The organism is Reinekea sp., from assembly GCF_982785585.1.
Genome location: NZ_CEYAVF010000025.1, coordinates 35,028 through 54,071 on the forward strand (window position 1 = coordinate 35,028; position 19,044 = coordinate 54,071).

The window sequence follows — 19,044 nt, forward strand, 5'->3', positions numbered from 1 at the left end:
TTGATCATTTTTTGATCAAAAATGATAAATCCTATATTTATCAGTTACTTAGAGATTTTTTTAGCAATAGTTTATTACCAGATTTGTGAGCTGCGTCACTTTTAACCAGGATCTAAGGGTCTTAGACTGCTTGGGGATAGTTGTTACAGGCTTTGAACCTCGACTGCAACCGGAAGACGCTATTAATTTGTGGTTTTTTGAATTATTTTCGGATCCTAGGGTCGGATTTCACGCACAAAAAAAGCGCATAAATGCGCTTTTTTGGGGCAAGCAATGCGTTACCTCTCAGCCAAGACTATAGGGTAGGCCAATTCTAACGCTTAGCCTGCCTTGTTAGTCCTGAGACGGACCCTAGTCAACCTGCTTGGGCTTCATATGAGGAAACAGGATGACATCCTTGATCGAGGGTGAATTGGTCAGGAACATAACCAGTCGATCGATACCGATGCCCTCTCCGGCTGTGGGCGGCAAACCGTATTCCAGCGCCGTAATGTAGTCGGCATCGTAGAACATCGCTTCATCGTCACCGGCTTCTTTCTCGGCCACCTGGGCTTGAAAACGCATAGCCTGATCGATTGGGTCGTTCAGCTCGGAGAAGCCATTGGCAATTTCTCGGCCACCGATAAAAAATTCAAAGCGATCGGTTATCTCCGGATCCAGGTCGTTGCGGCGCGCCAAGGGGGATATTTCGGCGGGATACTCGGTGATAAAGACCGGCCCGGTGAGCTTGGCCTCGACTGTTTCTTCAAAAATCTCGGTTTGCACCTTGCCCAAGCCCCAATGATCTTTGACCCGGATGCCCAAGCCCTCGGCCACTTCGCTGGCACCGGCTAACGAACGGATCTGTTCGGCGCGGATGTCGGGATTGTAGTGCAGAATGGATGCAAACATGGAGATGCGTTCAAACGGCAGGGCAAAGTTGTAGTCTTGGCCCTGATAATGAATGTCTGTGCTGCCGAGCACCTCGAGCGCGACGGTGCGCAGCATCTCTTCGGTGGTATCCATCAGATCGTTGACATCGGCATAGGCCTGGTACCATTCCAACATGGTGAATTCAGGGTTATGGCGCGCCGAGACTCCTTCATTCCGGTACGAACGGTTGAGTTCGAAGACCCGTTCAAAGCCACCCACCACGAGACGTTTGAGATAGAGCTCCGGTGCGATTCGCAGGTACAGATCACGGTCCATGGCGTTGTGATGGGTGATAAAGGGCCGTGCCGTCGCGCCGCCCGGGATCACCTGCAGCATCGGCGTCTCCACTTCCATAAAGTCACGTTCACTCAGATAGCGGCGGATGACGTTAATGACCTTGGAGCGGGTTTCAAACACGCTGCGGGTATCTTCATTGATAATTAGATCGACATAACGCTGACGGTATTTCGCTTCCTGATCGGCCAAACCATGAAACTTATCAGGCAAGGGGCGCAAGGATTTGGTCAGAATGCGAAAATCGGCGAGGTTTTCGACATTGACGTAGAGCTCACCCTTACCCGACTTAGCCAGGATTCCGGTGACGCCGACTATATCGCCGATATCGAGCAGCTTCCAATCGTCACTGTCCTTTTGCAGGGCCTTACCGACATAGGACTGAATGGTGCCGGTGACATCCAAGATGCCGACGAAGGGTCCGCCACGGCGCATAACCCGGCCCGCCACCGCGACCGGAATTTGCTGCTCGAGCAGGGTTTCCTTATCCAGCTCGCCATAGGCGGCTTGTAGGTCACCGGCCTTATTTTTACGCCGAAAGTCGTTTGGAAAGGCAATGCCGCGCTTATCTTGCAGTTCGGCTAACTTCTGTTTGCGCTCCGCAATAATGTGGTTTTCTTCGGGCACTTTGGCCGGGTTGTTTTCTGTTGCGTTGTCGCTCATCTCGTTTTCCTAAGCTGTTGTGCAAAATTTTAGCGGGCAGTTCACCATCGAGCGCAAGCATGACCGGTGGCCCATTGTAACGATACTTACAGACCCTGCTTCAGGGATGCGACAATAAAGGGGTCGAGATTGCCGTCCAATACACTTTGGGTATTGTGGCTTTCCACCCCGGTACGCAGATCCTTTATGCGAGAATCATCCAGGACATAGGAGCGGATCTGACTGCCCCAACCAATGTCCGACTTGCTGTCCTCAACCACGCGGGCCGCAGCCTGGCGCAGGTTCATTTCACGCTCATACATCTTAGCCTTGAGCTGTTTCATCGCCTGGTCTTTGTTCTTGTGCTGTGACCGATCATTCTGGCATTGGGTCACCAAACCGGTCGGTTCGTGGGTGATTCGCACCGCCGATTCGGTCCGGTTGACGTGCTGACCGCCGGCCCCTGAGGCGCGGTAGACATCGATGCGCAGATCGGAGGGATTGATATCGATCTCGATGTTGTCATCAATTTCCGCGGTCACAAAGACGGAGGAAAAGGAGGTATGACGCCGGTTACCCGAATCGAAGGGCGACTTGCGCACCAGGCGATGGACGCCGGTCTCGGTGCGCAACCAGCCGTAGGCGTATTCGCCGTCGAAACGGATAGTCGCCGACTTAATACCAGCCACGTCACCGGATGACGCTTCCATCAATTCGGTTTTAAAACCCTTTTCTTCACCCCAACGCAAATACATGCGCAACAGCATTTCAGCCCAATCTTGCGCCTCGGTTCCGCCGGAGCCGGCCTGTATATCCAGATAGGCGCTGTTGGGGTCCATCTCGCCGCTAAACATACGCCGAAACTCCAATTCCTCAAGCTCCGCTTGCATGCTGTTCAGTTCGGCCTGAACTTCATCAGCCGCCTGAACGTCATCCTCTTCCACCGCCATGTCGAGCAGGTCAACGGCATCGGCCAGACCGCCTTCAAGCAACAAGATGGTACTGACGATTTTGTCCAGCGTTGCGCGTTCCTGACCTAATGCCTGGGCTCGCGCGGGATCGTTCCAGACTGAGGCCTGGCCTAACTCGCGTTCGACTTCATCGAGCCGCTCTTTGCGTATATCGAAGTCAAAGATACCCCCTAAGCACAGAGGTGCGGGCGCTCAAGTCTTTGATCTGTTCTCGAATTGGATTAACTTCCACGTGGACTCCTACCTAGAAACTGTCAGCAAAAAATAAAAATGGCCTGCTATGGGGATCAGAGCAAATAATTTTTCAAAGGGGCGAAATTTTACCGGATAACGACCCGTTAAGGTAGCGATGAATCGGGCTATTGGGCGACTTTTACCGATTGCCTGGCCCTTACCCAGCAACACGCTGGGTCATTAGACAGGTTCCAGACGATTGAACATCAGTTGCAGGCTTTCTTCGCCGCGAAATCTATTACAGCTTAATTGATAGACCCCACGCACCTGGCTGCGCTGGGTCGGCCACTGGTCCAGATCAACATTAAAGGCGATCGCCTGAATCTGCTGTTGGCCGCACAGCAGGGTCATCTTGAGGTGTTTTTCGGCCAGTATCTTTTGCGCCACCAGGGTCCAGGTGCCGACAAAATAGGGTTCCGGGAAGGCCTGACCCCAGGGCCCCGCACTCTCTAACATCAACGCATTCTCTAGGGTCAGCCACTCAGCGGGCAAGCCACCATCGGTCCATAGGTGGGCGGTAAGGGCATCGGGCTCGGAGAAATGGGCAATGGCCAGATCGAACCAATGGCGCAAGGCGTCGAGGTTTTCGGCTTTTAGAGTTAGGCCCGCGGCCATCGCATGGCCGCCAAACTTCTCAAGCAGCTGGGGTTGTTGCTTGCTGATCCAATCGAGGCTGTCGCGTAAGTGCACGCCCACTACGGAGCGGGCCGAGCCCTTTAATAAGCCATTATCGCCCGGTGCTAAGGCGATGACCGGCCGATGGATGCGATCCTTTACCCGGGAGGCTAAGATGCCGATAACGCCCTCATGCCAATCATCGCCATAGATCACACAGCCGTGCTGGGTCGAGTCCAAGACCAGCCGGCCCATCTTGACCTCAACATCGTGCAACATGGACGCCTCAATCTGCCGGCGCTCCATATTTAAATCCTGTAGCTGTTGGGCCAGTGTTGTCGCCTCGAGCTCATTATCGGCCAAGAGCAGAGCCACCCCGATGGTCATATCGTCCAAACGACCGGCGGCGTTGAGGCGCGGCCCGACCACAAAACCAAAATCGGCCGCCCGAGCGGTCTGCCAACTGCGCCCGGCGACACTGAACAGCGCCTTGATACCGAGTCGGCATTGGCCCTTACGAATTCGCTGCAGACCTTGCTGGACCAGGCGTCGGTTATTGGCATCCAAGGGCACCACATCGGCGACGGTAGCCACGGCAACCAGATCGAGCCATTGCCCTAGGTTGGGAAGGTCCGCTACCTGCTCCGCGCGCAGTCGAGCGCGCAAAGCAATCAACAGATAATAGAACACGGTACAGCCACACGCCGCTTTACTGGCAAAGGCACAACCGGGCTGATTGGGATTAATGATCGCGTCGGCCTGAGGCAGACCCTCGGCAGGTAGGTGATGATCGGTGATCAGCACACGCACCCCGGCGGCCTTGGCCCGAGCCACGCCGTCAAAGCTGGCGATGCCATTGTCGACGGTAATAATCAGATCGGGCGCTTTGGTTAGCGCCAGGTCGACAATTTCCGGCGACAGGCCATAGCCGTACTCAAAGCGATTGGGCAAGAGGAAATCGACGCTCAGGCCCATCGAGCGCAAACCGAGCACAGCCAAGGCCGTGGCGGTGGCGCCATCGGTGTCGTAATCGCCGATAATCAGCACGCGTTGGTGCTCAGTGCGCGCGTTGATCAGCAGGTCAATAGCCTGGTCGATACCCTTGAGTGATTGCCATGGCAGCAAACCGGCCAAGGAGGTGTCCAGCTGGTCCGACGAACGGATGCCCCGCGCCGCATACAAACGGTGCAGCAGCGGGTTGGCATGCAAGGAGGTCAGGTCTGTGGGGACGGCGCGGGTTCGAATATCGAACCCGGCAATGGCGTTCGATACCGACTCAGGCATCGAACACGTTCTTCACCACGAAGGCCTGCACGGCCGCGAGACTGTTCGGCAACAGGCTACAACGCTCTTCGCGTTCAAGCAGGTCGGCCATATGGTGCGGCAGCGCCGGCGTGGCTAGGCCCGCCTTATTAATAGCCTCGCCAAACTTGACCGGGTGCGCGGTACCGAGCGTGACCATCGGTCGGTCGCTGTGTCGGCGACAGGCCCGAGCAGCGACGACGCCAATGGCGGTGTGGGGGTCGAGCAAATAGCCGGTTTCGGCAAAAACCGTGGCGATGGTCGCGCAGGTTTGCGGATCGTCGACGGCATGACTGTCGAATAGCTCACGCACCTTGGCCATCCGAGCGCTGTCGAGCTCGACCGGTTCGCTATTCATGCGGGTCATCAGATCGGCCAGCAACTGCCCATCGCGACCGTAGATGTCAAACAGCAGGCGTTCGAAGTTTGACGATACCACTATGTCCATAGAGGGCGTCAAGGTGTGCGCCAGTGCGTGCTTTTCATAACGATTTTGACTGATGGTACGGTGCAAAATGTCGTTTTTATTGGTCGCGACGATCAATTGATCGATCGGCAACCCCATGTTTTTGGCCAAATAACCGGCAAAAATATCGCCAAAGTTACCAGTTGGCACGGAAAAGGACAGGCTACGATCGGGGCCGCCCAGGTTGAGCGATGCGTAAAAATAGTAGACCACCTGCGCCATGATGCGCGCCCAATTGATCGAGTTGACCGCGACCAGACGGCGTTCCCCGCGCAGGAAGCCCTGGTCGGCAAAACAGGCCTTAACCATATTCTGACAATCATCGAAATTGCCTTCGACGGCGATATTGTAGACATTATCACTCAGCACCGTGGTCATTTGTTTGCGCTGCACTTCGGACACCCTATTGTGCGGATGCATGATAAAGATATCGACGAATTCGGAGTGCTTACAACCTTCGATGGCGGCCGAGCCGGTATCACCGGAGGTGGCGCCAACTATCACGGCGCGCTCATTGCGCTTGGTCAAGACATGATCGAGCAAGCGACCGAGCAACTGCAATGCAAAATCCTTAAACGCTAGAGTCGGGCCTTGAAACAGCTCAAGCACGTATTCATTGTTATCCAGCTGCGTCAGGGGCGCGACCGCCTTGTGGCCGAAGTTGTCATAGGTGTCATCGAGCATCTGCTGCAAAGCCGCATCGTCGATGGCGCCGCCGACAAAGGGCTGAATGATTTTAAAAGCCAGCTTAGAATAGGATAGGCCGCGCCAACTGCGAATAGTGTCCAGACTGTAGTGCGGCAGATCCTTGGGCACATAGAGCCCGCCATCGGATGCCAGACCAGCCAACAGTACGTCTTCAAATTCCAGTTCGGGTGCGTTGCCGCGGGTGCTAATATATTTCACTGTCTCGTCTCTCTCAAAATAGGGCCGCACAACCAGTGCGCGGCATGGCCTGACCGATCAAGGCCAGGCAGCAATGCAGAGCTTGCTACTCAGCTATCCAAGCGCTCAACGCGAATGCGCACGACCTTTTCGGTCACCGCCGGTAAGGCCTCAATCGATAAGATCGCAGCGTTCATGGCCTTCTCCCTGACCGGCTGGGTCAACAGGATTAGGGGCACCAAGAGTTCACCTTCTGGCGCTTCCTTCTGGATGATAGCTTCCATATTGATGCCATGCATACTCAGTGTCTCGGCGATTTTGGCCATCTGACCGACCTCGTCTTTGACAGAAATTCGCAAATAGTAGGCTGTGACCATGGCTTCGGCCGGCAGCACCGGCAGATCGGTGGTCTCAACACTGAAACCCAAATGGGGTACCAGACCGGGACTGTCAATATCGCGCGCGATGTCGACTATATCGGCAATCACCGCCGAGGCGGTGGCCTCGGCACCGGCACCCTGTCCGTAGTACATGGTCGGTCCGACGGCATCGCCAAACACCAGAACGGCATTCATCACGCCATTGACATTGGCGATCAGTCGTTTGGCCGGAATCAAGGTCGGATGCACACGCAACTCAACCCCTTCTTCGGTTCGGCGGGCTAGGCCCAGATGCTTAATGCGATAGCCCAACTCTTCAGCGAACTGCACGTCTTCACTGGTTATTTCGGTAATACCCTCGGTATAGACCTTGCTGAACTGCAAGGGGATACCAAAGGCGTTTGAGGCCAGAATGGTCAACTTATGCGCTGCATCGATGCCTTCGACATCGAACGCCGGATCGGCTTCGGCATAGCCGAGCGCTTGGGCTTCGGCCAAGACATCGGCAAAGGCACGACCCTTCTCGCTCATCTCGGTCAGAATAAAGTTGCCGGTGCCGTTGATAATCCCGGCCAGGCTTTGAATATGGTTAGCCACCAGGCCTTCCCGGATCGCCTTGATGATCGGGATACCGCCTGCGACCGCCGCTTCATAAGCGACCACGACATTGTTGGCCTCGGCTGCGGCGAATATTTCATTACCGTGCACGGCAATCAATGCCTTATTGGCAGTGACTACGTCTTTACCGGCCGCGATTGCGGCCAGCACCAACTCTTTGGCGACCGTCATGCCACCGATCAACTCGACCACTATATGGACGTCGGGATCGCGAACGACAGCGAAGATATCACGCGATACCTTGACCCCGTCCAGTTGGCAGGCCGGATTGTCACGCCGGGCGCCGATATGAACGATGCGTACCGGTCGACCGGCACGGCGCGCTATATCGTGCAAATTTCGCTGGAGGACATTAAAGGTCCCGGCACCAACAGTGCCCAAGCCACAAATACCGACGTTTACTGGTTTCAAAACAGGCCTCGTTATTTCATTATTAGGTTAATTCAATGCTTCGAACATTACTTAAGCCGCTCCGATAGGTCAACGGACAAAAGCTCTTTTTATGCCTGGGCAGCGCCAAATGACCGTGCTCATTTCGCAACGAGTCGTTGCAGCCCAACTGAAAATGTTTTCAGCCTCTGCAGGGGTCTGATGTGGCGATACTAGGGGCGCTAACTGGCACTCGGTTAAATATTGTGATGCTGCATTAAAACATTCCGCTCGCTCAACAAAAAAGGCAACCCGTAGGTTGCCTTTTATTGGAAAAGCTAGGCTATTACTTAGCTTTTTTGGCTGGAATCTTCTCTTTAATTCGAGCAGACCGGCCAGAACGTTCACGCAGGTAGTACAGCTTAGCTTGACGAACGTCACCACGACGCTTGACAGTTATGCTATCAACCAGCATTGAATAGGTCTGGAAAGAACGCTCAACACCAACACCGTTAGAAATTTTTCGCACGGTGAAAGCAGAGTTCAAGCCACGGTTACGCTTACCGATTACAACGCCTTCATAGGCCTGTAAACGCTCACGTTCGCCTTCTTTTACTTTTACCTGGACAACCACGGTATCACCGGGGCCAAACGCAGGAATTACTTTGTTCATCTGTTCAGCTTCAATTTGCTGAATAATCAGATTCTTATTGCTCATGATTCAGCTCCTGATCGGTCGCGTGAGCTTTTGCTCACTTTTAAATTCATCTAAAAGAGTCAGTTGTTCTTTAGTCAACTGGCGACCCTCTATTAAGTCAGGTCGTCTTTCCCATGTCCGGCCTATCGCTTGCTTGGCACGCCATCGACGAATATTTTCGTGATGACCGCTTAACAGCACATCCGGTACACCCTTGTTATCGAGCACTTCAGGCCGAGTGTAGTGTGGACAATCTAACAAACCATCGAAAAAAGAATCCTCAACTGATGACATTGCGTGACCGAGTACACCCGGGACCAGTCGACTGACCGCGTCCATAAAGGACATTGCCGCCAACTCACCACCGCTGAGTACAAAATCCCCCAGCGACCACTGTTCATCAATATCGGCTTCCAGCAACCGTTCATCTATGCCTTCATAACGTCCGCAGACCAAAATCAAACGTTCATTATGAGCCAAATCTGTAACACCCTGTTGATCCAGTTTCCGCCCTTGCGGTGATAAATAAATCACCTTGGTCTGCACTGCGCTGGCCGCTTTCGCTGCCGTAATTGCATCCCGCAAGGGCTGTACTTTCATCAACATTCCGGGACCACCGCCAAAAGGTCGGTCGTCCACTGTTCGGTGACGGTCAGTGGTAAAGTCACGCGGGTTCCAGCATTGAACTGAAACAACCCCCTGCTTTACGGCCCGCCCCGTTACGCCGTAGTCGGTAAATGCATTAAACATCTCCGGGAACAGGGTAACGATGCCAAACTCAAGTGCTGGTTGTGAAGCACCTTCTTCGATCAAAACTCTGGATCCCAATCGACAATCACCTGACCTACACCGAGGTCAACTTCAATTACAAATTGGTCGATGTAGGGTACAAGTCGTTCGCGTCGATCAATACTCTTCGCGTCGCCTTTGATCACCAATACATCATTGCCAGAGCCTGCGCTCATTACATAATCTACTGTGCCGAGGATAACGTCGTGCGTTGTTATCACCGTTAAGCCTTCCAGTTCATACCAATAGCATTCACCTTCGGACAACTCGGGAAGACGGCTTCGAGGTACACAAATATCGGCACCCGAATATCTCTTCGCAATTTCGCGGTCATCGACCCCTTTAAAATGCGCGACCATCCCCTTGCCATGACTCCGTCCCATGTCCACTTCAATCGGAATCAGATCCTGACCCTGCTTCAGCGTCCAGTTACCATATTCCAGGATACGATCCATTGGTTCGGTAAACGAAAAGACTTTCACCCAACCCTTTACTCCGTAAACGGAGGAAACCTTTCCTAAAACGACATAATCTTCTGGTAGTAACGGTGTCATAACGAAACCCTCTGCCTCAGCATCACTCAGGCTTGGGCTTTCTTAAACTCTTTAAGCAAATGGGCGACACGATCAGAAGCCTGTGCACCCTTGCTTACCCAATAGTCAACACGATCTAGGCTAACGCGAATGCGCTCTTCTTGACCACGGGCTACTGGGTTAAAGAAACCAACACGCTCAATAAAACGTCCATCACGGGCGTTTCGGCTGTCGGCTACAGATAGATGATAAAACGGGCGTTTCTTAGACCCGCCACGTGAAAGTCGAATGACTACCATCGCGTTCTCCTAGTTGGGCAAGCTTTAAAATCACCTGCCATTTTGGAATGTTAAAGGGGTTACCTTTATTCAGTGTCCAAAGTTTAAATTACCCGAGCAAAACTCGGAAATTAGCGCCGGCGAAGTATACGGAATACCCCCAATATTACAAGGATAACAGTGGACTGGGGCAAATAAGGCTCAGACGTGGCGCCGTGGGGGCTGTTTTTTGGCTCCGGCGTCGGGCCATTAAAAAAGGCGCCCTAGGCGCCCTATTTGGATCTGCAGTCTTAGAACGGCGATTTGCCGCCGCCCAGTCCGGGTGGCAGACCACCACCGGGGGCCATGCCACCCTGCCCGCCCATCATACCGCCCATGCCGCGCATCATCTTTTGCATGCCGCCTTTTTGACCGACCTTCTTAAACATCTTGGCCATCTGCTTGTGCTGCTTCAGGAGCCGGTTAACATCCTGTATTTGGGTGCCCGAGCCCATCGCGATACGACGTTTACGCGAGCCGACTATCTTGTCGGGAAAATGGCGTTCCAACGGCGTCATCGAATCGATGATTACCCCCATCTGATGGAATTGCTTTTCGGCACCTTGGAGCTGATTGCCAGCCTTGGCCATCTGACCCATGCCCGGTAGCTTGTCCATCATGCCCGTCAAGCCGCCCATATTGCTCATCTGATCGAGCTGCTCGCGGAAATCTTGCAGGTCGAAGGCCTTACCCTTTTTAATCTTGCCAGCCAGTCGCTCGGCCTTAACCTTGTCGACCTTGCGCTCAACTTCTTCAATCAGTGACAACACGTCACCCATATCAAGGATACGAGAGGCGATCCGATCGGGATAGAAGGCTTCCAAGGCATCGGTTTTCTCGCCCATACCGATGAATTTAATCGGCTTGCCAGTGATATGACGCACCGACAGGGCGGCACCGCCGCGCGCATCGCCATCAGCCTTAGACAGAACCACACCGGTGATCGGGATGGCATCGTTGAAGGCTTTGGCGGTGTTGGCAGCATCCTGACCGGTCATCGCATCGACGACAAACAGGGTTTCGACCGGCTCAATCGCTTTATGCAAGGCCTTAATCTCGGCCATCATCTGCTCATCGATCGCCAAACGCCCGGCGGTGTCGACCAGTAACACATCAACGGCCTGCTTGCGGGCCGCATCGACCGCGTCCCGGACTATCCGCTCGGGCTGCTGACTGCTATCGCTGGGAAAGAACAGGGCCCCGACTTCTGCCGCCAGCGTCTCCAATTGTTGAATTGCCGCCGGACGATATATGTCGGCTGACACCACCATAACCTTCTTCTTTTCCCGCTCACTCAGGAATCGGGCCAACTTGGCAACGGTTGTGGTCTTACCGGCACCCTGCAGACCGGCCATCAGGATGATCGCGGGCGGCTGTGCTTTGAGGTTCAAGACCTCGTTTTGCTCGCCCATTACATGGACCAGCTCGCTCTGAACGATCTTTAAAAACTGTTGGCCGGGGTTGAGCGCTTCGGCCACTTCCTGGCCCACCGCTCGGTCTTTCACCCGATCAATAAAGGCCTTCACCACCGGCAAGGCGACATCGGCTTCTAACAAGGCCATGCGCACTTCCCGGAGGGAGGTCTTAATATTGTCTTCGGTCAGTTTAGACTGACCGGTAATTTGCTTTAGGGTTAGGCTTAACCGTTCTGATAAACTATTAAACATGCTGGTTTCACATCTGCAATCAATCGCAATAGTATAGCAGTGCGGCTATATTCATGGCTATGCTCCGCTATCAAGTGAAAAGCTGGGCGGTTAGTGGCACACTGGCTCAAATTTTTAATTTCTGGACCTTCACAGGCTTCGTTATGCTTTTATGGCTCGCAATCATCACCTACTTCATCAGCGGACTGGCGGCATTCAGCGCTTTAGTTAAACAGCGACCCATTGTCCCGTGGCTGCTTTATGGCCCAGCCCTTATTGGCTTAGCGGCGCACTCGGCGCAATTAATTTCCGAGGTTATGGTCGCCGGGATGCTGCAAATGAGCCTGCTGAACACCATTTCCATCTGTGTTTGGATGACCATTGCGGTGATTTTGATCTCATCTTTATCCAAACCATTGCACAATCTCTTTGTTTTCTTAATGCCGGTCGGCGCGGCCTTTTTGGTTTTAGCCCTGTTTGCACCCCATCTGGCCAGCCCCAGGGCCTACACCACGGGCATGTTGGTGCATATATTTATCTCACTCTTGGCTTACAGCGTAATGATTATTGCCACGCTGCAGGCTATTCTGGTCAACATCCAAAGTAACGATCTGCAGCAGCATCGCTTAAACAATCGCATATCGCGCATCTTACCGCCGTTGCAATCTATGGAACGCTTGATGTTTGAGTGGCTAATGATCGGCTTTGTGCTTTTGACGGCCTCGATTATCACTGGCGGCATCTATGTCGACGATATGTTGGCTCAGCATCTGATTCATAAAACGGTCTTAACCCTCATCGCTTGGGGCTTCTTTGCTATCCTTATCTTTGGTCATTTTTATCTGGGTTGGCGCGGTCGACGCGCCAGCAAGCTAATTTATGTCGGTTTCGGCTTTTTGTTGGTTGCCTTCATCGGATCCAAATTCGTCTTGGAATATCTGCTGCACACTTTTTAAGCGACCCTGTTCGTTCGGTCATGCTTGCACCCTTAATTGGGTGAATCTCGACCATTTCCAGCCTATTTGTCGTGCAACGCTTGACAGTGACTCGACATACCGCTAAAAAACCTTAACTTAGTTAATGAGGCTTCTCGCTTTTGAACGATTTACCCTTGGGCTTGCTTTTTGGCGCACTCGCCCTGCTGTTATTGGCTTCCGCATTCTTTTCCAGTTCCGAAACCAGCATGCTGTCGCTCAACCGTTATCGCTTAAAGCATTTAGCTAATGAAGGAAATCGCTCGGCAAAACTCGCCCAGCGGCTCCTGGAAACACCGGAGCAGCTGATCAGTGTGATTCTGATCGGCAACAACTTGGTGAATATAGCGGCCGCCACCCTGGCCACGCTGATCGCCCAGCAGTTGCTCCCGGACAATGAAAAGCTCGGCATCACCATCTCGACCATCGCGCTCACCCTCGCGGTGCTAATCTTTTCCGAGGTCACCCCTAAAACCATAGCCCAACGCCATCCAGAGCGAATCGCCTTCCCAGCGTCTTACGTTTTGCGCATGCTGTCCTGGTTACTCGCCCCGGCGGTCTGGTTTATAAATGGCATTGTGCGCATACTGTTCTGGATGTTGCGTATCGGCAAGGGTAATGAAAATGTTGAGGCCCTGTCCTCGGCAGAACTGAAGACCCTGGTCAACGAATCCGGCAGCACCTTGCCAGTACAGCGCCAGTCGATGTTGTTAGGCATATTGGAGCTGGAGAATGTTACCGTTGACGACATTATGGTGCCGCGCAACGAGGTCAATGGTATCGATATAGAGGGTAGTATTGAGCAGATCGCCGACAGCATTCGCCAGAATGGCTATACCCGCTTTCCGCTGTTCAAAGGCGATATCGACAAGGTTATCGGCATCCTACATATCCGCGATGCCGCGGAGTTCCTGTATGCCGATGCACCGACCAAGGTGATGCTCACCAAGGCCGCTAAAGATCCGTACTTTGTCCCCGAAGGCACGCCACTGCACACTCAACTGCTGAACTTCCAGAGCTTGCAGTTGCGTATGGCACTGGTAGTTGATGAATACGGCGATATTCAGGGGCTGGTCACGTTGGAAGATCTGCTGGAAGAGATAGTCGGCGAATTTACTACCGACCTAACCAACAACAGCAAGGAAATACATCCTCAGCGCGACGGCAGCTTCGTTATCGATGGCACCGCGTCAATACGGGATATCAATAAGGTTCTGCAATGGGATCTCCCGACCGATGGACCGAAAACCTTAAACGGCCTCATCCTCGAGTATATTGAGGAAATCCCCGATGCCAACCTAAGCATCAAGATAGATCGTTTTCTGATTGAAATCCTGCAAATAAAGGACAACGCGGTGACCGCCGCCCGTATTCGTTATTTAGGCAAGTTGCCGACCGAATCGGACCGATAACGGTCCAGTCAGCACCGCGCGTTGGGCAAGCGCGGCAAGCCTTATAGGACTACCATTTGTTGCGCAGATGGTTGCTATTATTCGGCCCGCCTGATTATACTCAAAGCTGTTGTATCAATAAGCAATGGGCCCTGTGCATAAGATTGCTTGAGGCCATGTCGACCTCGGCGGCACATGCCCGACAAACCCAATAAAAAATAGAGAAGGAGTAGGTACTGCATGATACTAAACCATATCTGGGGCATATTTGCTCATCCCGATGAAGAGTGGGAAAGCATCCGTGCCGAACCCAATACCCTCAGCCGTCACTACTTCACCCACGCTTTGCTGCTCGCCGCCATTCCGGCCGTGTGCGGCTATATAGGGATCACCCAGGTCGGCTGGACGGTCGGTGCCAGCGATACGGTGTACCGCCTGACCACCGAAAGCGCGCTGTTTCTGTGCATCCTTTTTTACGGTGCGATGATTGTTGGCGTAATCGTCTTGGGCAAATTTATCGACTTCCTAGCGGAGACTTTTCGCGGCGATGACCACACACCCAGGGGTATTGCCTTGGCCACCTATACTACGGCACCGCTCTTTCTCAGCGGGCTGGTAGCTCTTTACCCGGTGTTATGGCTCGATCTCATCGTCGGCTTGGTGGCCTTGGCCTATTCGGTCTACCTCTTGTACGAAGGCATTCCGATATTAATGAATATCCCCAAAGAACGAGGTTTTATCTTTGCCAGCGCCATCGTGACCATTGGCATGGTGATGTTTGTCGCCCTGTTGGCGATAACCGTGATCATTTGGGGCATCGGCCTCGGACCCATCTATATTACCGGTTAACAGCTCAGCTATCAGGGTGTTCCGAGCCTGAACGGACGCCCTTTTTTACCCATCCTGAGACACACAGTGATAGACTCACCGGGTTTTTACTACACCGGTCCCAATCTTATGTCGCTTAATATCCGCATTGTCCTGATAAAAACCTGGCACCCCGGCAACATCGGCGCTGTGGCTCGCGCCATGAAGAATATGGGCCTTGCGCAATTGGTGCTGGTCGACCCGGTCGACTTTCCCAGCGCGGAAGCCACCAGCCGTGCCGGCCAGGCAACCGATGTCCTGGCCAATGCTCGGGTCGTGGCCACCCTGGCGGAAGCGATCGCCGATTGCGCGCTGGTAATAGGTACCAGTGCCCGCGACCGCTCGATCCCCCTACCTGCACTCAGCGCCGAGCTGAGTGCCCAGAAGGCTGTAGCCGAACAGAGCGAGTCGCCTGTTGCTATTGTCTTTGGCCGCGAACGCATGGGGCTGCATAACGATGAAATTCAACAGTGTCATTTCCAACTCAATATTGACGCCAGTCCCGATTATCCGGTCTTGAATCTCAGCCAGGCCGTTCAGCTCGTCTGCTATGAGATTCATAAGGCCAGCCTGATCGCTCCTACAGCGGTACCGGAGGCCTATCCCTTGCACCAAGAGCTGACGCTCTTCCAAGAACACCTGGCCGGTACAGCCCACGCCATCGGCTTTATCAATGATCGCCATCCGGGCCAGGTTTTGGAACATTTGCAGTCGCTGTTCCGGCGCGCGCGCTTAACCCGCAAAGAGCTCAGCCTACTGCGTGGCTTCTTGACCGCCGTAGACAAAACGCACAGCAAGTAGCCCCCTGCCAGCGCGCCAAATCAATAGTCACCCGACAGATCCAGGGCTATTTTATAGCGTTTGCTGGGGGTCGCTGGGCCTTCTTGAGACCAGCCAGCTGCACGCTCGACTGGGGCTGGTTAGACTTTTCAATGTGGACTCAAAAGATCGCTTGCCCAGATGCCGAAAAGAGCCTATATAGCATTCCAGCATTGTGTTTTTAGTCGTCAACCCGTTCGGGTGCTGACTACTGCGGAGCCCTTGTTGCTTGATCGCGCGCCGCTGCGCGATCAAACCAGCCCTATACTGGCGGCAGACCCCATTCATTGAAAAGGCCCTCAAGTGGACAAAACGCTCATCGTCGTTGATCAAGATCTGAATTTAGGTGACAACCATCCCAATGTGATTGATTTTGATACCTATCTCAAAGAGTATCCAAAAATTAATGAACCCAATACCCGAATTATTAACCTCTGTGATACCCAAACCTATCTGAGTAAGGGCTATTACTGTTCCTTGTTGGCTGAAGCCCGCAATCACAAGGTGTTGCCAAGCGTTAAGACCATCAACGCCTTGCGCAATGACGCGCTCAATAATGAGATGATGATCACCTCCAAGAATGATCTCGGCGAGCTGGCCGATACGGAACTGAACCGAGCCCACTGGGTGTTTTTTGGCAAGATTGACCAGCCGGCACTGCAAAAAATTGCCACCAAGGTGTTCAACCAATATCAGGCGCCGATCCTCAAGATACAACTGAGCGCCGAGACGGCCAGTTTGTCGGTGCACACCGAACGCGTGGCCTATGCCGCACTGGATGAGCATGCCAGAGCGCGCTTGCTCGTGCGCCTCGATGAATTTACCAATAAGGTCTGGCGTGATGCGCGCAAGAAGCAACATCGCTGGGAAATGGCCATCCTGGTAAACCCGAATGAGAGCACGCCACCGAGTGATAAGGAGGCCATCAGTCGGTTTATTAAGGCCGCTGCCAAACAGGGTATTCACGCCCAAGCGCTGACCATCGATCAGCTGCAAAACATCAACTTCTATGATGCGCTCTTTATTCGTGAAGCCACGGCGATTGACCATTACACTTACCGCTTGGCGATCCAAGCGGAAAACAACGGTCTGGTGGTCATGGATGATGCCCAATCCATTCTGCGCTGTTGCAATAAGGTCTATTTGCACGACGCCTTCAGTTATCAAAAGGTCCCTAGCCTTATTACCGAAGTGGTCAATGAGTACAGTGCCGCCACCATGGATTTCTTGGAACAGAAGTTTGGTTACCCGCTGGTACTGAAGATGCCAGAAGGTTCTTTTTCCCGTGGAGTGTTCAAGGTCGCTAATCGCACCGAATTGAGCGCTCGGCTCCAGGAGCTCTTTGTCGACAGCGCATTAGTTTTGGCGCAGGAATATCTCTATACCGAATACGACTGGCGTATCGGCGTCCTCAACGGTCGCGCCATTTACGCCTGCCGCTATCTGATGGCCCGCAACCATTGGCAAATCTATAATCATGTGGGTACAAAAAGCATTTCCGGTGGCTTTGATACGCTACCGACCTTCGAGGTACCCAAATCGGTGCTCGACGCCGCCCTTAAAGCCACCCAGGTGGTCGGGAAGGGCCTGTATGGCGTGGACATCAAGGAAGTGAATCACAAGGCCTATGTGCTTGAAGTGAACGACAACCCAAGTATCGATCATAAGGTGGAAGACGCCTATCTGGGCGATGAGCTCTATATGCAAATCATGGCTGAATTCCAACGCCGCCTCGAAGCTCGCGGCCGCTAGGCTGCAGATCGATGACGCCTCTTGATGATTTCAGTTATCGGACGGCCACACGGGGCGATCTAGAGTCCCTTATGGCCATCGAACAGGCTTGCTTTAGCGCGGACCGTATTAGTTTGCGCAGCTTCCGCCGTTGGCTTGCGTCCAGCGGCAACATACTGCTGGTGGCGGAACGAGATGGATTGGTACTCGGTTATGGACTGGTAGTGTGCAATAAGGGCACTCGCCTGGCGCGCCTGTATTCCCTGGCAGTCCTGCCGGCCATGCGCGGCTCTGGTTTGGCGCGCCAATTATTGACTGCATTGGAGGCCAACGCGGCACGGGCCAATCGACTGTTTATGCGTTTAGAGGTGGCCAAACCCAATAGCGCCGCCATTCGACTCTATGAACACTGTGGCTATCGAGTTTTCGGTGAATATTCCGACTACTACGACGATCACAGCGATGCCCTGCGGATGCAGAAGACTATCCGCCTGATCCAGAGTGAGCAGATCCATCGTCCCACGCCCTGGTACCAACAAACCACCGAGTTCACCTGTGGGCCGGCCGCGTTGATGATGGCTATGGCCAGCCTTGACTCCCACTTTGCGTTAGAGCAGACGGTTGAACTCGATCTCTGGCGCGAAGCGACAACCATCTTTATGACCTCGGGTCACGGCGGTTGCCACCCAGTAGGTTTGGCCTTGGCGGCGCACCGACGAGGCTTTGAAGCCGCCGTCTATATCAATACCGACCAGCCCCTGTTTGTCGACGGAGTCCGCTCCGCCAAGAAAAAGGCCATTATGGCCACGGTCCACGATCAGTTTGTTTATCAGGCCCAACGGCAGAGCGTTGCGCTCCATTACCAGGACATCAGTCAGCATCAAGTAGAGCAATGGTTACAAGAAGGCCTAGGGGTTGTGATATTGATCAGCACCTATAGGCTCGATGGTAAAAAGAGTCCGCATTGGGTCACGGTGACCACGATCGATGAGTTCTGCTTTTATGTGCACGATCCCGATCTCGATGACAAGCAACATCAACGACCCATCGACTGCCAATATCTGCCGCTGGCGCGCGATGACTTTGAGAAAATGTCGTCCTTTGGCTCCGGGCGATTACGCACGGCGGTAACCCTTAGACGCCGCGACGCGAGCGCAGTGCCGGGTTAGTCAGCGCCATCCGGCCCGATGTCATGGCGCAAACCGAGGTTGGTGGCTAGGCGACACGGGCGTCTCCAAGGGACGCTGCAAACGAAGTTGCCGCTCGTGTCGAACAGGTCCGGTTGGGGTGGCAACTTGCTAGGGCTTCATCTGGGCTGGCGTAACGAACCGATCAATCCTTAGCTTCCATCGCCGTGAGCATGCGAGAGACCAAGGTTCGCCCCTGAGCGTCGACCATCAACACCTTGGGGACTTGGCCGTTGAGACGGGACTGGGGCTTATTTAACCAAGCATGAGCCAACTCCGGCTCACCCAGCACCTGACAGGCACGGATGACCAGCTTGGTAATATCATCGACCGCTCCCGTCATGGGAGGCTCTTCCGACATATCCACCGACACCAACTCGGCACCCGGCATCGCATTCAAGACCT

17 protein-coding genes are annotated in these 19,044 nt (G+C 53.7%); 6 read left to right on the forward strand and 11 right to left on the reverse strand.

The genetic code is table 11. The features are described 5' to 3' along the window. Positions 1 to 351: 351 nt before the first annotated feature. The 10 genes from lysS to ffh form a co-directional block, all read right to left on the reverse strand. Positions 352 to 1,869 carry a lysine--tRNA ligase gene (gene lysS, locus AC4FIC_RS10860; RefSeq protein WP_100257599.1) on the reverse strand — a complete coding sequence of 506 codons (1,518 nt, stop codon included), beginning with the start codon at positions 1,867 to 1,869 and terminating at the stop codon, positions 352 to 354. A gap of 86 nt (positions 1,870 to 1,955) precedes the next feature. Next, positions 1,956 to 3,051, reverse strand: a protein-coding gene (gene prfB, locus AC4FIC_RS10865) for a peptide chain release factor 2 (protein WP_100257600.1) whose coding sequence is annotated in 2 segments (ribosomal slippage) — positions 1,956 to 2,978 and positions 2,980 to 3,051 — 1,095 coding nt in all. Because the reading frame shifts where the segments join, the coding sequence is not laid out codon by codon here. Positions 3,052 to 3,233: 182 nt separating this feature from the next. Further along, positions 3,234 to 4,952, reverse strand: coding sequence for a single-stranded-DNA-specific exonuclease RecJ (gene recJ / locus AC4FIC_RS10870; protein WP_100257601.1), 1,719 nt, complete (start codon positions 4,950 to 4,952; stop codon positions 3,234 to 3,236). Next, positions 4,945 to 6,342 (reverse strand): threonine synthase, encoded by a 1,398-nt coding sequence (gene thrC, locus AC4FIC_RS10875; RefSeq protein ID WP_100257602.1) that lies wholly within the window; start codon positions 6,340 to 6,342, stop codon positions 4,945 to 4,947. The genes recJ and thrC overlap by 8 nt, the downstream gene beginning before the upstream one ends. Positions 6,343 to 6,431: 89 nt before the next feature. Continuing rightward, the gene (locus AC4FIC_RS10880) at positions 6,432 to 7,730 is read right to left on the reverse strand and encodes a homoserine dehydrogenase (RefSeq protein WP_100257603.1); all 1,299 of its coding nucleotides are present in this window, start codon (positions 7,728 to 7,730) and stop codon (positions 6,432 to 6,434) included. A 304-nt stretch (positions 7,731 to 8,034) separates the two neighbouring features. Then, positions 8,035 to 8,406: a 50S ribosomal protein L19 gene (rplS, locus tag AC4FIC_RS10885; protein ID WP_100257604.1), complete on the reverse strand. Its 372-nt coding sequence runs from the start codon at positions 8,404 to 8,406 to the stop codon at positions 8,035 to 8,037. Between the two features lie 3 nt (positions 8,407 to 8,409). Then, positions 8,410 to 9,198, reverse strand: a complete 789-nt coding sequence (gene trmD / locus AC4FIC_RS10890) for a tRNA (guanosine(37)-N1)-methyltransferase TrmD (RefSeq protein ID WP_100257605.1) — start codon at positions 9,196 to 9,198, stop codon at positions 8,410 to 8,412. Next, positions 9,195 to 9,728, reverse strand: a complete 534-nt coding sequence (gene rimM, locus AC4FIC_RS10895; RefSeq protein ID WP_100257606.1) for a ribosome maturation factor RimM — start codon at positions 9,726 to 9,728, stop codon at positions 9,195 to 9,197. The genes trmD and rimM overlap by 4 nt, the downstream gene beginning before the upstream one ends. A 26-nt stretch (positions 9,729 to 9,754) precedes the next feature. Beyond that, positions 9,755 to 10,006 carry a 30S ribosomal protein S16 gene (rpsP, locus tag AC4FIC_RS10900; RefSeq protein ID WP_100257607.1) on the reverse strand — a complete coding sequence of 84 codons (252 nt, stop codon included), beginning with the start codon at positions 10,004 to 10,006 and terminating at the stop codon, positions 9,755 to 9,757. A gap of 269 nt (positions 10,007 to 10,275) precedes the next feature. Beyond that, positions 10,276 to 11,691 carry a signal recognition particle protein gene (gene ffh / locus AC4FIC_RS10905; protein ID WP_100257608.1) on the reverse strand — a complete coding sequence of 472 codons (1,416 nt, stop codon included), beginning with the start codon at positions 11,689 to 11,691 and terminating at the stop codon, positions 10,276 to 10,278. A gap of 143 nt (positions 11,692 to 11,834) precedes the next feature. Between ffh and AC4FIC_RS10910 the strand changes: the two genes are divergently transcribed. The 6 genes from AC4FIC_RS10910 to AC4FIC_RS10935 all read left to right on the forward strand — a co-directional run bounded on the left by AC4FIC_RS10910 (position 11,835) and on the right by AC4FIC_RS10935 (position 18,621). Next, positions 11,835 to 12,626, forward strand: coding sequence for a cytochrome C assembly family protein (locus tag AC4FIC_RS10910; protein WP_273284869.1), 792 nt, complete (start codon positions 11,835 to 11,837; stop codon positions 12,624 to 12,626). A 140-nt stretch (positions 12,627 to 12,766) separates the two neighbouring features. Continuing rightward, positions 12,767 to 14,056 (forward strand): HlyC/CorC family transporter, encoded by a 1,290-nt coding sequence (locus AC4FIC_RS10915; protein ID WP_100257610.1) that lies wholly within the window; start codon positions 12,767 to 12,769, stop codon positions 14,054 to 14,056. Between the two features lie 219 nt (positions 14,057 to 14,275). Beyond that, a complete protein-coding gene (locus AC4FIC_RS10920) occupies positions 14,276 to 14,884 on the forward strand; it encodes a Yip1 family protein (RefSeq protein ID WP_100257611.1) in 609 nt (202 codons plus the stop codon). Between the two features lie 66 nt (positions 14,885 to 14,950). After that, entirely contained in the window at positions 14,951 to 15,703 is a 753-nt protein-coding gene (locus AC4FIC_RS10925; protein WP_287420009.1) for an RNA methyltransferase, read from the forward strand. A gap of 321 nt (positions 15,704 to 16,024) precedes the next feature. Then, on the forward strand, positions 16,025 to 17,473 hold the full coding sequence (locus tag AC4FIC_RS10930) for a RimK family ATP-grasp domain-containing protein (protein WP_100257613.1): 1,449 nt from the start codon (positions 16,025 to 16,027) through the stop codon (positions 17,471 to 17,473). An 11-nt stretch (positions 17,474 to 17,484) separates the two neighbouring features. After that, entirely contained in the window at positions 17,485 to 18,621 is a 1,137-nt protein-coding gene (locus AC4FIC_RS10935; protein WP_100257614.1) for a peptidase C39 family protein, read from the forward strand. Positions 18,622 to 18,784: 163 nt separating this feature from the next. Here the strand turns inward: AC4FIC_RS10935 and AC4FIC_RS10940 are convergent. Next, a partial coding sequence (locus AC4FIC_RS10940; RefSeq protein WP_476194983.1) for an MbcA/ParS/Xre antitoxin family protein occupies positions 18,785 to 19,044 on the reverse strand: 260 nt, incomplete at its 5' end.